The sequence below is a fragment of the Microbacterium karelineae genome (assembly GCF_009745985.1).
Classification (GTDB): domain Bacteria; phylum Actinomycetota; class Actinomycetes; order Actinomycetales; family Microbacteriaceae; genus Microbacterium; species Microbacterium karelineae.
In genome coordinates this window covers 1-14,365 of sequence record NZ_WFIX01000171.1, presented here as the reverse complement: position 1 = coordinate 14,365, position 14,365 = coordinate 1, and the positions used below count along the sequence as shown (strand labels likewise).

The following is a 14,365-nucleotide window of genomic DNA, read 5'->3' as shown; positions in this document are numbered from 1 at the left end:
TACAGGATGCATCCGAGAACGGGGTGATTCCAGTTGGCCGACACGCACGGCGCGGCGGGTCCGCCGGTGGATCCCGGACTCGATCTCATACCGTAGACGTGTTCCTGTCCGCTTCTTTCGAACGAGGCTATGTTCGGACGCACTGCTTTCGCGCTCGTCGCCGCCACGGTGGCGTTGACCAGCGCGCTCACAGCGTCAGGAGCGGCAGCGGAGGACGAGGCATCGACCTACACGACGATGGCGCTCTCCTCCGGGGGTGTCGCCATCACGGGCTACAGTGGTGGGGCCGACGGCGCGGACCTCGTCATTCCGGACGTGATTCGCGGCGAGCGCGTGAGAGCGATCAGCGATAGTGCGTTCGCTGGTGCCGGCCTGTCGTCGGTCGTGATTCCGCCATCGGTGGGCGAGATCGGTTCGGGTGCATTCAGAGGCAATGGCCTCACTGCCGTGACTTTGGGTAACCCGTCGACAGCCAGGCCCGTCGATGAGCATGGCGGACTGAGCGTTTCAGGGCGATCCATCGTCGACGCTGACGGCCAGGACGTTCAGCTGCGGGGCATCAGCTTGTTCCATAGCAATTGGGGAGGCTCCTTCTTCACGCCGGGCGTCGTGGACGAACTCGTCGATGAGTTCGAAGTCAGCGTCATTCGCGCGCCAGCGAACGTGGAGGCTGAAGGCGGGTACCTCGATGACCCAGAAGCGAACTATGCGCGCGTCGCGGCGGTTGTCGACCAGGCGATCGAGCGAGGCGTGTACGTCGTCGTCGACTGGCATTCACATGAGGCTCAGAAGCATGTGACGGAGGCGCGGGAGTTCTTCGACCGATTCTCGTCCGACTACGCGGATGTGCAGAACGTGATCTACGAGGTCTACAACGAGCCGCGTGAAGGGACAAGCTGGTCGGTCGTGAAGCGCTATGCATCTCAGATGACGCGAGTGATCAGGGAGAACTCTCCGGATTCCCTCATTATCGTCGGCACTCCGAATTACTCAGGTCATGTCGACATTGCGGCAGATGATCCGCTCGACCTGTCGAACATCGCATATGCACTTCACTTTTATGCAGATGGCGGTGGGCAGTCCTATGTCCGCGCGCGCGTCGCTGCCGCATATGAGGATGGCCTGCCGATGTTCGTCTCCGAGTGGGGCGTCGGAGACTACAGCGGTCGCGGCAGAATGAACGAGACGCAGGCGCGAATCTGGACGGACTTCCTTGACGCCCGCGGAATCAGTTCGATCATGTGGTCGGTGTCTCGCACATCGACGCCGAACACCGTGGTCACACCGAGGGCGGGTGACGATGGAGGCTGGCAGGCTGGTCATCTCACACCGACTGGGCTGTTCATACGTGGGTATCTCCGGCGGGCGAACGCAACCACCGTCGCTCCCGATGCGTTTGCGGAGAATAAGTTGCGTCGCATCGAGGTTCGTGGTCGAGTGTATGGGTTGGAAGATGCGCTCACGTATTCGTCATTGGATTCGTCAGTCTATGCGCGGCTCGTCACTGTGCCGTCCAGCAACCCGTTCGGCCACGTGGACATCCCCGGCGCCGTGATCGTCAATCCAGCGTTGCTCGTCCTCGACGTGAGATCTGCTGTGAGCGGCGCACCTGCGGCAACGGTGCGGTTCACTGGTGATGGCCTCAGTACCTACAGTCGGGCCGAGAATCCGATGTCGGATTTCGCCCGATATTATCGCGTCGGTGAGACTCGAGACAGCGAGCCGATGAGTGTGTCGCGCTTGGGCAGGTTAGGGTCGGATGCCGTCACCTTCGATCATCAGGTTGTCCGTCGAGACGTCACCTACGATCCTAGTGCGACCCATTATCTTCGTCGCGAAGCTCCGGGGGGTCGAGGTGTTCTCACGACCGTAGCGTCTTTCGTTGATCGGTCAGTCCCTGTGGGGGTGGTCGGGGGCGTCGCCGTCATCTTCCTTGTGCTGACAGCCGTCATCTCGATATCACGCGCGTTCGTGACCCGTCGACGACATTCTCGATCGAAGCTCCCGGTCGAACAGCGGCCGACGTCATCCAGTTCGCGCGGTCACGGGGCTCAGAATCTGGACAAGCGTGAAGCTCGGCGAGTTACTGTCGCGTCACATGCATCTCATGGCCTCGTGGCGGCGATCTCGGCGCAGAACGGTCGCGAGTGACGGCAGTAAGCGACACCGCGAGAGATCTGCGGAGCGCGATTCGTCAAGGGGAGCGACCAGTCGTGCGATATTTCTTCTCAATTGACCGTTTATCGCGAGGGTCGGCCAGGCTCTATATCCTCAAGCGTGATGAGTAGATTATGTGCCCATTGTGTGCACGATCTTGGGTCACGAGCGTGCTCCCAACCATGGAAAATTGAGGGAGGTGCTTCGAATGATCGAATGCGAAAGTTTGATTGAGATTAACGATGTGCTCGCCAAGATTGTTCTTGCGTCAGCAACAGCGTTGTGTTTGATCGTGGGATGAACGTGATCTCGCGGTCGCACATCGTCGCGCAGGTAGGCGCCGCGGACCTCACCTGGCTTCTTGCCTGTGCCGAACTGCAAGGACAGCCCCTGCGATACCCATTGTGATGCCGACAACGGAGACGATTGCAATTGCCTGCCGGTCGGTGCCAGTTGCGGCGAGTGAGTCAGGTTCGTCGGGACCAGGGGCACTTCTTGGCTCGGGGATGCCGTCTGCTCCGGGCTCCGGAGTTGGTATCGGAGTCAAACCTTGATCATCCTGGGGCTCCACGACATGCGTGACGGTTGTCGATTCTGAACTCGCGAAGTTACCATCACCGCGATAGACGACGCGGAGATCATAGGTCCCCCTGTCGAGACCTGTGACGCGGAACTGAACGTTCCCGAATTTGTCTGGCCGTTCGGGTGTCCCTTGGGCTGTGTACATCCCAGCGCCGACGAGCCGGGTCTCGAGGACTGCTACACCGTGCGGGGACCCAGCGCCCGGTTCGATGACGACGACCGTGCCCGTTGTGGAGAAAGGCTCGCCGAATGTGCTTCTCTCTGGGGTGTTGATTGATACTGCGGTCTCGGCAGCAGCGATCACTCCCTCGAACTCAGCTTCCGAGGAGGAGAACTCGGGGGGCGCAGCGTATCGGGCGCGTACAGCGTGGACTCCAGCGGTACGTCCGTCGAAGGAGAACGTCACGACGCCGTCTGCATTGAGCGGACCTGTCTGTTCCTCCCTGTCGACCCTGACCGTCACGTCACCATGGGGCGTGACTATGCTCGGTGCATCGGCAGCGACCTCGACGACGATGTCGAACTTCTGGCCGGTCACGGGCGATGTAGGTCGTATTGAGATGTCCGTCGTGGTGGTTGCGGCAACGACATCTATCGGGACCGAGGACGAAGTGGCTGTGGCTACACCTTCTGGGGTCGTATACTGCACGCTGACGTTATGGATGCCGATCGGAAGCCCAACGACCGAGATGGTAGTGCGGCCGTCCTCGCTCAGTGCGACAGCATCTCCGAGGGGGACGCCGTCGTTGTCGATGACCTGGATTTCGCCGTCGTGTACGGGCCCAACGCGATCTGCAACGGCAACCTTCAGCCGGGCTGGTGTGCCGTACGGCGTCTCCGCTGTCTGTGTGGTTGCAGTCACCTGTGCGGCATACGGTTCCGAGGGGTATCCTTGCCATTCAGGGGACGTGTAGCCATCGTCGACATGGTTGCTCCCATGCTCAGCTGGATACCACACCGTGAATTCCGGGTACGGGGGGCCGAAAGGGGCTGTCCCGTCTCGAGGGTCCATTGCCATCGCCGGTGCCGGGCCGGTGAACGTCGCAGTCGTGAGTGAGGAGTTTTGGCCGAAAGCGGCTATGCCAATCTCAGTTACGCTCGCGCCAATTACGACCGATGTGAGTTCATTCGACTCGAATGCGTACTCTTCGATGATGTCGACGTTGTCGGGAATTGTTATGGATCTCAATCGATTGTTTGCGAATGTGCCGCCTGAAATCGTCGTGAGCCCAGCGCCGATGTCGATGGAGGAGAGGTGATTGGATCCGAACGATCCCCAGCCGATACTCGAGACGGAATCAGGAATGTTGAGATCGACTAGATGGTTGTTGTGGAATGCATCAAGTCCGATTGTGGTCATGGTGTCAGGGATCGAGAAGGACGTTAGTTCGTTGTTTGCGAACGCACCATCCCCGATCGTCGTGACGCTGTCGGGAACTGTCGCAGAGACTAGATCACGATTGTAGAAGGCTCCCTCACCAATTGCGGTTACCGGATAGTCGGCATCGCCCACCGTGCTCGGCACATCGATGGCCGTTGCGGCTCCCGTGTATCCCGTGACTGTGGCTGTTCCGTCTGAGACCGAGTAGCTGAAGTCGCCTTCGGTCGCGGCCTGGCTCGGGAACGACAAGAGCAGCGTCGTTCCTGTCGCGAGCGCAAGGACGGAGATCGAGCCTGCGGCCTTGCGTGTGTTTGTCGTCCTCATGGACACGAAGACGCCCTCCCTCTCGAATACGTCCGACTCTGACTTGTGTGAGTCCTGAGCATACGCAACGACGTTGAGTACAACCAGGGGTGTCGAAGCTGGGGCCATAGGCGCGTTCGATCGAGGAATCGAGACTATTCGCGATCCGCGGGGTCCCCGGTTGCGCGGGAGAGCACCTCGTCAACCCGCACCGCGGTCGTGTCCCAATCGTAGGTACGGATCGGCGGTTCGACCTGGCGTGCCAATGCGAGCGCATCCGTGATGCCGTCCGCCCACTCCTCGGCGTCATCGGCGCTGTCAAACGCCGTCTCTCGCAGCACCACCGTCTCGGCGACCGCTGCGCACCCCGCCCAGTACAGCACCGGCGTCCCCGTCATGATGCTCTCGAGCGCCGGGAGGCCGAAGCCCTCCAGCGTCGACGGCATCACAGTCGCGGCCGCGCCGCGGTACTGCGACGCGAGCTCGTCGTCCGTGAGCCCGGAGAGCAGAGTCACCCGATCGCCGATGCCGCGCGCCGCGAAACGCCGCCGAGCCTCCTCGTGCTCCCGGGATGGGATCAGCATCCGCAGATGCGCGTCGGGAACCCGCGACAGCGCATCGAGCACGACGTCCACGTTCTTGTGCGCGCGAAGATTGCCGACGTACATGAGGTACGGATCCGTCGATTCCGCTGGCGTCACGTCCGCGCGGAAGGCGGGGGAGGATCCGAGCCCCGCGTTCACGATCTCGACCGACGGATCGCCGAGCCACTCCGCGATCGCGCGGCGAGACGTCTCCGAGACCGTGATCACGACCCCCGCCCGGCGCACGACGGGGCGCACGATCGCGTTGTAGTAGGCGAGGTACTTCGCCCTGCCCGGCCACGGCGTCTGAAGGTGGATGAGGTCGTGCAGGGTGAGCACCTGGCGCTCGGCACGGCGGAAGGCGTTGTAGCCGGGGGAGTACACGAGCCCCGCGGGCACCCGCGCGAACGCACCGGCGGGCGACGCGGGAGACCCCGCGAGTTCGAGCGGCTTCCAGCCGACGGTGAGCCTGCTGAGCACCTCGCTCGCGTATCGCCCGATACCGTGCTGACCACGCCAGCGATCGTCGACCCAGACGCTGGTCATGGAGCCTCCTTCAGGATCCGGCGGCGCCACGGCGCCGGGAGCGCGAACAGCACGCGAATCGGCGTGCGGGTCGCGAATTCGTGAATCGCGATCGTGGCTGCCGCGATCGCGAACATGATCAGAGCAGGGGAGACGATGCTCAGCGCATCGCTCTTCTGAAGCGACGGCACCCACCAGCCTGGGAAGAGGATCATCACCTCGAGCAGCAGGCCGTGCATCACGTAGATGGGGAGCGTGCGGCGCCCCACCCACGCGAGGCCGCGTCCCACCAGCGGAATCCGAGCGACGAACACCGCGCAGGCCAGCACGACGCCCGCGCCCGCAAGATCCCGTGGAGCCGACAGCACATGCTCGACGTGCGTGTTGGCGCCGAACACGACGACGGCCGCGCACGCGGCGAACCCGGCCGATGCGGCGAGCAGGACGGATGCGGGCCGCCGCGACAGCTCCCCTCGCATCCACGCGGATCCGTACACGCCCACCGCGAAGAACAGTGCGTACCGGCAGATGTTCCGATACTGGTCGGATCCGTCGAGCACGGGGAGCGAGAAGCTCGCGACCGAGAGCACGGCGAGGACGACGAGCACCAGGGCGGGGTCGACGCGCCGAAGCGTGGTCAGAAGAGCAGTCCACACCGCGAGGGCGAGGACGTACCAGAGGATCGTGCGGGGCAGAACCAGCTGATTCGCGAATGCCTGCCAGGACTCGACGGCGGACCCGCCGCCGAGCGGCCCCGCCCAGAGGAAGGAGCCGACGGCAATCGCGAAGATGGTGAAGATCAGCAACCAGACGGCGTAGAGCCACCACGACATCGCCACGGACGCACGCACCGACCGGTCGGTCCAGCCTCGACGGATCCGATTCGACAGCAGCAGTCCGCTGAGCAGCGACAGCGCCGACATACGGAACGGGCCCAGAGCGTCGACGAGCCACCGCCAGCCGTCGATCTCGATGCCGAACGCCTGCACCGTCAGAACCGTGTGCATCGTCACCACCGCGAGCACGCAGAATGCCCGTGCGCCGTCGATCCACGCGAGACGGGGCGTCATCAGCTCGTGTTCCTCGCCACGAACTCGCGGATCCTCGCATCGAACACGTCGGCGCCGAATGCCCGAGCTCGATCGCGGCATGCATCTGCGTCGCAGGCCGCCGCCCGTTCGACTGCGGCACGCAGCTCCGCGTCGCTCGACCAGTCGTGCACGTGCGCCCCCGTCACGCCGTCGATCACCGATTCGACCGCGCCACCGGTCGCATTCACGAGCACGGGGGTGCCGGCCGCCATCGCCTCGACGGGGATGATCCCGAAGTCCTCGATCGGAGCGAACACGAGAGCCGTCGCGCGGCGGAGGATCGCCGAGAGCATGTCATCGCTCGGATTGAGCGCGAAGTGCACGTGCCCCGGATGCACGCGCTCGGCGTACTCGCGCAGCTCGCGCTCGCCGTCGCCGCCGCCCGCGAGGACGACGGGCAGGCGGGACACTCGGCCGGCATCGATCGCGGCGTCGAGGCGCTTGTACGGCACGAAGCGGCTGAATCCGAGGAGGAACTCATCGGGCAGGGCATCGAGGTCGCGCTGCTCCGCGGCGGTGAGCTCGGGCTCGGCGAAGATCCGCGCGACGTCGACGTTCGGGTAGATCACCTCCGCCTCGCGCTGCCACGTGTCGGCGATGCGCTGCGCGATGAAGCGGCTGTTCGCCGCGATCGCGACGGGCTCCTGGGCACGGCGCCGATCGAGGGGCTTGAGCGCCGTGGACGCGAGTCGCGCGGGAAGACTCCCGCCGCGGCCGTCGAGCTCGGGCACCCAGATATAGCGGGCCGGTGTGTGGGCGTAGACGAGCTTCGGGGCGTCGCGCGCCGGCCCGCCGAAGCGCGCGTGGTGCGCGAAGAGGTGGCTGCTGGTGAGGATCCAATCGGCGTCACGCGCAGGCATGCGCCGCCACACGACCGGCATGAACGGCAGCGCGAGGGCCTTGCGGCCGCGCAGGGGAGTGCGGGCGAGGAAGGTCTCGTGCACCGGATCGAACCGGTCCGAGTCGTTCCAGAGGCACCAGCGCTCCGCGTCGGGGAACGCCCGCGCCATCGCCGCGAACACATTCTCTGAGCCGCCCGCCGGTGCGAGCCACTCGTGCACGAGGATGCCGCTGCTCACGGGATCATCCTCACAGACGCGGTCACTGCGCGGCGCACCCGGGGGCATCGATCTCGACGGGGACGTCCTTGATCATCGGCGTGTGCGCGACGTCGAGGGGCCCATACTGCTCTCCTTCGACCCCACGGAACGTCACCTCGATCTCGTGTGAGGTCGCGGGCTGGTTCTCGATGAGGATCTTCACGGCCGCTCGGCCCTGGTCGTTCGTGCCGGCGACGGGGATGTACTCCTCGCCGTCGACCGTCGCCGAGACATAGGTGCTCCCGACCGGGCCGTAGAAGACGAGGTTCGTCGACTTGACCCCCTTGGGGAAGTAGCGCGCCGTCGAGACATACTGCGGGAGGTCGGCGACCTCCTCGGGCTGCAGGTTGTAGTCGTACGTCGCGGTCGCGATGAATGTCGGCGCCTCGTCGGCCTGGCACACGTCGCTCGACGCGACGACGCTCATCTCCGTGTAGTAGTCGAGCTTGCCCTCGGTGTTGTCGTTCACGAACACGCCCATCGTCGTCTTCTGTGCGTTGCTCGCGTCGTAGAGGGGGCCCTGGAAAAGCGTTCCGTCGATCGCCTTCACCTCGCGGGCATCGGTGGCGGCATAGAGGATCCGTCCCTCCTCGAAGCCCTTCGCGAGCTGCGGCAACAGGGCGGTGAGGCCGCCTTCGGCGCTCGTGACCTCGGTGAAGATCGTGGCGGCAGCGAGGCCGAAGAACTCGTCCTGCTTCCGCCCGTCTTCGTTTGTACCACCGGGGAAGCGCCAGTACACGCGGCTCAGGAGCTGCTCGACAACGTTGCCCGCGTTGAGGGTCTCGCCTGTGGGTAGCTCGACGGGGCCCGTGGCCTTGAGGAGGTAACTGAGCACGGTCGGGTCGATCGCGAGCACCGCGTCGCCCGGATCCCCGAGCGTCTCCGACCAGAAAGCGCGGGCGAGGTGGGCGGTCTGTGCGAAGTCGGGCGTCATCGTGATGTCCTGGAAGAACTTGCCGACCTTGTCCCCGTACAGCTCCTCGGTCCACGGATCGAGGGGCACGATCGGCGCATCGCGCCGGGTGTTCATGTTGAACCGGTTGCCCTGGTTCGTGATCGCCATGCGCCCGTCGTCGATCGTGAGCATGAGGAAGTTGCCCGGGTTGCCTCCGAGTGTGCGCATCTCGGCCGTATTCTGCACCAGCACGAGATAGTCGCGCGGCTCGTCGGCGCCGAGCATCGTCGGCAGCTGCGGCGAGAGGATCGCGAGGCGTCGCAGCACCTGCGCCGCGCCGTCGATCCCCTCGGTCACGGTCGTGACGGGATCCTGGAGCGGCTCGAGCAGCGTGCTCGCGTCGACGCCCTCGGCGATCAGGCGCACCTGCACGCCCTCTGCCACGGGAGCGACGTCCTCGATGATCGTGCCGAGCTCGGCGACGGCGTCGACGTTCAGCGCGCCGTCGGTGGGCCCGACCGACGCCAGATCGAACTCGAGCAGCGGGGCGGCGACGTCCGCGATGAGCTCGTCCGCCGCGCCCGCGAGCAGGCGCACGGCGCGCAGATCGTCGCCGACGATGGGGAGGATCTCGGTCGCGCGCCAGACCGGGTGGCTCGTCGCGATGTGCGCGGCCCGCGCGGATCCGATCATGCTGTCGACGTGGTCGGCCGTCGCCTCGGCGTCGCCGAGATCCTTCGCGAGCTGCCTCGATTCGGCCATCAGCGAGTCGACCGACAGCTTCGCCACGACGGCGCTCACGCCCATGACGACGATGCAGAAGGCGAGCACGCCGACGATCGTCCACGCGACAGCCTTCGCGCGGGGACGGCGCCGCCACCAGGGCCTCGTCGCGCTCGAGCCGGCGCCGTTCTCGTCGGGCTGCTGCATCCGCACATTCTATTCGGCGAGCCTCGGCCGACCCTGCGTGCGCGGCGAGACGCGCCGCGGCCATGGGCAGAACTGCCCGCGGGCCGCCCAGATATCAGTGCGCCCCTGCGATACACTGCATCGGGCCGTCACACGGTAACGCAGGGAGGACGGGCGGTTGACAACCGAGATCACGAGGGGCACTGGCGCAGGCGAGTCGGTGAGCGGGATCATGGAGACCGTGACCGCAGGAGCCGCGCGCGCATCGACCGCCGAGTTCCCCGTCGTCGTCCGAACCGCCACGGGCAGCGTTCCGACGCAGGGGGCGAAGCACCGCGGGATCCGCGACTGGCGCCAGCGCTACGCGCGCGCGTTGCGCATCACCGACTTCCTCATCATCGCGGGCGTCGTCTTCGGAACCCAGCTCAGCTGGCTCGGCTTCCACAAGCAGATCGCAATGCCCGTCTCCGCGTGGCCGGGGATCACCTCGTACACCGCGCTCTCGTGCCTCATCGTCGTGCTCTGGCTCATCGCCCTCGCAGTCGCCGACACGCGATCCGATCGTGTCATCGGCGTCGGGGCCGGCGAATATCAGCGGGTGTTCAACAGCAGCGTGATGCTGTTCGGCATCATCGCGATCGCGGCGTTCCTGCTGCGCGTCGAGGCCTCACGCGGATACCTCCTCATCACGCTGCCGGCGGGCGTCGGGCTGCTGCTCCTCAGCCGCTATCTTTGGCGCGTCTGGCTGCGACGGCAGCGCCGGAAGGGCGAGTACAGCGCGCGGGTGCTGCTCGTCGGATCCGAGGAGTCGGTCGCGCACATGGTGCGCGAACTGCGCCGCAGCAAGGGCGTCGGATACGTCGTCGCGGGTGCCTGCATCCCCGCGGGCCGATCGACCGGCCACATCGATGACGCCGAGATCCCCGTCATGGGCGGCGTGAACTCCGTCGAGAGCGCGCTGAAGATCACGGGCGCCGACACCGTCGTCATCACGAGCACCGACCAGCTCGGGCCGCAGCGGGTCAAGCAGATCTCGTGGGCGCTCGAGGCCGGTCGCCAGCACCTCGTGCTCGCGCCGAGCATCACCGACATCGCCGGCCCGCGCATCCACACGCGCCCCGTGTCGGGGCTGCCGCTGATGCACGTGGAGACACCGCGCTTCTCGCCCGCACAGCGCTTCGTGAAGCGCATGATGGACCTGTTCGGAGCGCTGTTCCTGCTGATCGTGCTCAGCCCCGCGCTCATCGTCTTCGCCCTGCTCGTCGTCTTCTCGTCGGGCCGCCCGATCATCTACAAGCAGGCGCGCATCGGCCGCCACGGCCGCGAGTTCCGGATGTGGAAGTTCCGCTCGATGGTGCCCGATGCCGAAGGCATGCTCACCTCGCTCCTCGACGACCAGGATCACGGCAACGCGGTGCAGTTCAAGATGAAGAACGACCCGCGCGTGACGCCCGTGGGGCGGGTCATGCGCAAGTACTCGCTCGACGAGCTGCCGCAGCTGTTCAACGTGCTCGGCGGATCCATGAGCCTCGTCGGCCCGCGACCGCCGATCCAGCGCGAGGTCGAGCAGTATGACGACCACGTGCACCGGCGCTTCCTCGTCAAGCCCGGCATCACGGGCCTCTGGCAGGTGTCCGGCCGCTCGTCGCTGTCGTGGGACGACACGGTGCGCCTCGACCTCTCGTACGTCGAGAACTGGAACGTCATGAGCGACGTCGTCATCCTCTTCAAGACGTTCAAGGCGGCCCTAGCGCCCGGCGATACGACGGGGTGAGGCGGCGCGGCGCACGTCGGTGCGCGTGAGCTACGCTTGCGGCCTGGGCTGAACAGGGATGCGGGGAGCGTGGCGAGTGCCGCGACTGTCGAGGCAAGGGGGCTTATGTATCGTGTCGCGATCGTCGAGGACCACCTGCTGCAACGCAGGTATGCGACAGGATTGGTCAATGCGCAGCCGGACATGACCGTCGTGCACGACGGCGAGGACCTGCCGTCGTTCATGACATGGCTGGAATCGACGGAACGGCAATCCAGGCCGCATCTCGTCCTGCTCGATCTCATGGTCGAACGAGGGCCGGACGCGTGCCCGTCGACGGTGGGTCGCTTGGTGGCGTCCGGAATACGTGTCGTTCTCTTCTCAGCACTGGCATCTCCGCCGCTTGCTCGGCAGATGATCCGGGCCGGGGCCAGCGGCGTGATCGGCAAGCGGGATGACGAGGCGACCGTCCTCGCCGCATTGCGTGCGGTCCTCGCTGGTCAACGGTGGGTGTCGCCGGAACTCGCCGTGCTGATCGCGCATGATCCCCAGCAACCCAAGCTCAGCGATCAGGAAGAGCGTGCGCTCGTCCTCTATGCCTCCGGGCTGTCGATCGACTCCGTGGCGGCGTCGATCGGCGTCAAGCCCGGCACCGCGAAGAAGTATCTGCACCGAGTGCGGGAGAAGTACTCCGCGGTCGATCGTCCAGTCACGTCCCGCCAAGATCTGATCAGAGCTGCCGCTCGAGACGGATACCTCCCACGACACCACTAGAGCATGACCTCCGTGAGTGGTCATTTTGAGATGTTCTGACCACGCATGGTGGTCAAACGCCATTCGACCGATGTCGTCGAGCCGGCCGCGCACTTAGCTCGATTGTGAGGGGGCCGCGCGAGCTCCTGCCCTCATGTCAGGGCGATCTCGCGTGCTGTTGGCGCGTCGATGAAACCCGTTCGGCGTGCCCTGCGTCGTCATGCCCGTGGCGCGCGCATGTCCCTCGCAACGATCGACGTCACGAGGCTCGGGGGAGTCGCGTGATCAGGCGAGAGGAATCACGTGCGAGAAAAGAACGGCAGGAGCCTTCGCGGCTCAGATCGCCCCGAGGGGGTGACGACCGGTAGAGGCAGGCGCATGGTCCGCAGTCGGGGGAAGAAGTCTCTCGCTGCCGCGATCGTCGCCTCGCTGATGACATTCGGCGTCGCAGGCGCTGCGAACGCCGTGGTGTCGTCGACGCCTCCGGCCTCGAACCCGCCGATGCCCGCGCAGTGCGAGCTGGATCTGGCCATGAGCCTGGATCTGTCCAACTCCGTCGATGACACGCAGCTGCAGCAGATGCGTGATGGCGTTGCGGAGCTGGCCGAGTCGCTGAGCGAATACCCGGTCCGTCTGGCGCTGCACAACTTCGCGTCGAATGCGCCCGCGACGACGGCCGGCAGCAACGCGCCGCTCTCTCTGACGGCTCTGGACGACGCCGGTATCGCCACCGTCACAGATTGGGTGCAGGGTATCCAGCGCCCGGCTGCTGCTCAAGGCGGAACGAACTGGGATCGCGCATTCAGCGCCGTCGAGTCCGCGCCGGAGGACTACGACGCGCTCCTGTTCGTCACCGACGGCAACCCGACGCAGTACGGCAGCCCGGTTCAGGGCCCCGGAAACTCCACGGACGCCGCGACCATCACGGCAGCCGTCGAGTCGGCGAACTCACTCAAGGCGACGGGCTCGCGGATCGTCGGCGTCGGTCTCACCGACAACATCTCGAACATGGACGAGTTCCGCGAGCACATGTCGCAGATCTCAGGACCTGCTGAAGGCAGCGACTATCTGGCGACCAGCTTCGAGGGGCTGTCGGACGTCCTGCACGAGCTCGTCGAGGCGAACTGCGATCTCGTCACTCCTCCGTTCGAGTCGACCACACCCCCGGAGCCGAACCCGCCCCTGCCTCCGACGTGCGCGCTGGACCTTGCGATCACCCTGGACCTGTCCAACTCGATCGGCGATGGTCAGGTGCAGGCGATGCGGGATGGCGTCGCATACCTGGGCGAGGCGCTGAGCGACTACCCGGTGAGGCTGGCCCTTCACAACTTCGCGTCATTCGCGCCGGCGACAGACAGCGCCGCCAACGCGCCGCTCCTGCTCACCGAGTTGGATGACGTCGGCGTACAGGCCGTCGCCGATTGGGCGATGGGCATCGAACGCCCAGACTCGACGTTCGGAAACACGAACTGGGATCAGGCCTTCGTCGCGGTCAACGAGGCACCTGACGCCTATGACGCGCTGCTGTTCGTCACGGACGGCAACCCCACAGCTCTGGGGAACCCGCCGGTGAACAACTACACGGTTGAGTCCCTGACAGCCGCCGTCGAGTCGGCGAACGCGCTGAAGGGCGAGGGCACCCGAGTCGTGGGTGTCGGCCTGGTGGAGAACCTGACATCGGATCTGGACATCTTCCGTTCGCACATCTCGCAGGTCTCCGGGCCTGTCGAGGGTGACGACTACATGCTGACCAACTTCAGCGCGCTGGCGGACACCATCATCGCGCTCGTGGAGGAGAACTGCGCGGATGCGCCGTCGATCGAGCTGATCAAGACGGCGAACCTCGAGGACGGTTCCACCGGTCAGGTGGGCGACACCGTCGAGTACACGTTCACCGCGACCAACACGGGCGGCCAGACGCTCACGGACGTCGTGATCGACGACCCGAAGGCAGGCCTTTCGGCCCTGGAGTACTCGTGGCCCGGTGAGCCGGGCGTTCTCGAGCCGGGACAGTCGGTCACGGCAACGGCGACCTACCAGGTCACCGAATCCGACCGCGACGTCCGGGTCATTCAGAACTCGGCCACGGTGTCGGGAAATCCGCCGACTGGTCCTCCCGTCACCGACGAGGACGATGCCGACGTGACGCTTCCGGATGACCCGGCGATCGAGCTGGTCAAGACCGGCGCGCTCGCGGACGGCGACACCGGCGCCGCAGGTGACGTCATCGAGTACACCTTCACGGCGACCAACACGGGCAACGTGACGCTGACCGATGTGTCGGTCAGCGATGAGCTGGAGGGTCTTTCGGACATCGCCTATGGCGCATGGC

At 65.5% G+C, this 14,365-nt stretch carries 9 protein-coding genes; 4 read left to right on the top strand and 5 right to left on the bottom strand.

The window, feature by feature from the left end; translation table 11 throughout:
* Nucleotides 1–129: 129 nt before the first annotated feature.
* Nucleotides 130–2,151, top strand: a complete 2,022-nt coding sequence (locus tag GB932_RS01530) for a cellulase family glycosylhydrolase (protein ID WP_156758962.1) — start codon at nucleotides 130–132, stop codon at nucleotides 2,149–2,151.
* A 355-nt stretch (nucleotides 2,152–2,506) separates the two neighbouring features.
* Here GB932_RS01530 and GB932_RS01525 read toward each other — a convergent pair whose 3' ends face one another.
* The 5 genes from GB932_RS01525 to GB932_RS01505 form a co-directional block, all read right to left on the bottom strand.
* Complete coding sequence (locus GB932_RS01525; protein ID WP_197517240.1) at nucleotides 2,507–4,444, bottom strand: leucine-rich repeat protein; 1,938 nt, start codon at nucleotides 4,442–4,444, stop codon at nucleotides 2,507–2,509.
* Between the two features lie 134 nt (nucleotides 4,445–4,578).
* On the bottom strand, nucleotides 4,579–5,553 hold the full coding sequence (locus GB932_RS01520) for a glycosyltransferase family 4 protein (RefSeq protein WP_156758960.1): 975 nt from the start codon (nucleotides 5,551–5,553) through the stop codon (nucleotides 4,579–4,581).
* Nucleotides 5,550–6,602 carry an acyltransferase family protein gene (locus tag GB932_RS01515; RefSeq protein WP_156758959.1) on the bottom strand — a complete coding sequence of 351 codons (1,053 nt, stop codon included), beginning with the start codon at nucleotides 6,600–6,602 and terminating at the stop codon, nucleotides 5,550–5,552. Before GB932_RS01515 ends, GB932_RS01520 begins: the two co-directional genes overlap by 4 nt.
* Nucleotides 6,602–7,702 carry a glycosyltransferase gene (locus tag GB932_RS01510; protein WP_231915952.1) on the bottom strand — a complete coding sequence of 367 codons (1,101 nt, stop codon included), beginning with the start codon at nucleotides 7,700–7,702 and terminating at the stop codon, nucleotides 6,602–6,604. The genes GB932_RS01515 and GB932_RS01510 overlap by 1 nt, the downstream gene beginning before the upstream one ends.
* A gap of 22 nt (nucleotides 7,703–7,724) precedes the next feature.
* Nucleotides 7,725–9,548 carry a DUF4012 domain-containing protein gene (locus tag GB932_RS01505; RefSeq protein WP_156758957.1) on the bottom strand — a complete coding sequence of 608 codons (1,824 nt, stop codon included), beginning with the start codon at nucleotides 9,546–9,548 and terminating at the stop codon, nucleotides 7,725–7,727.
* A 211-nt stretch (nucleotides 9,549–9,759) separates the two neighbouring features.
* Here GB932_RS01505 and GB932_RS01500 point away from each other — a divergent pair, with 211 nt between their 5' ends.
* The 3 genes from GB932_RS01500 to GB932_RS01490 form a co-directional block, all read left to right on the top strand.
* Entirely contained in the window at nucleotides 9,760–11,301 is a 1,542-nt protein-coding gene (locus GB932_RS01500; protein WP_156759241.1) for a sugar transferase, read from the top strand.
* Between the two features lie 105 nt (nucleotides 11,302–11,406).
* Nucleotides 11,407–12,054: a response regulator transcription factor gene (locus GB932_RS01495; protein ID WP_156758956.1), complete on the top strand. Its 648-nt coding sequence runs from the start codon at nucleotides 11,407–11,409 to the stop codon at nucleotides 12,052–12,054.
* Nucleotides 12,055–12,498: 444 nt separating this feature from the next.
* A partial coding sequence (locus GB932_RS01490; protein WP_197517239.1) for a CLIPPER-2 domain-containing protein occupies nucleotides 12,499–14,365 on the top strand: 1,867 nt, incomplete at its 3' end.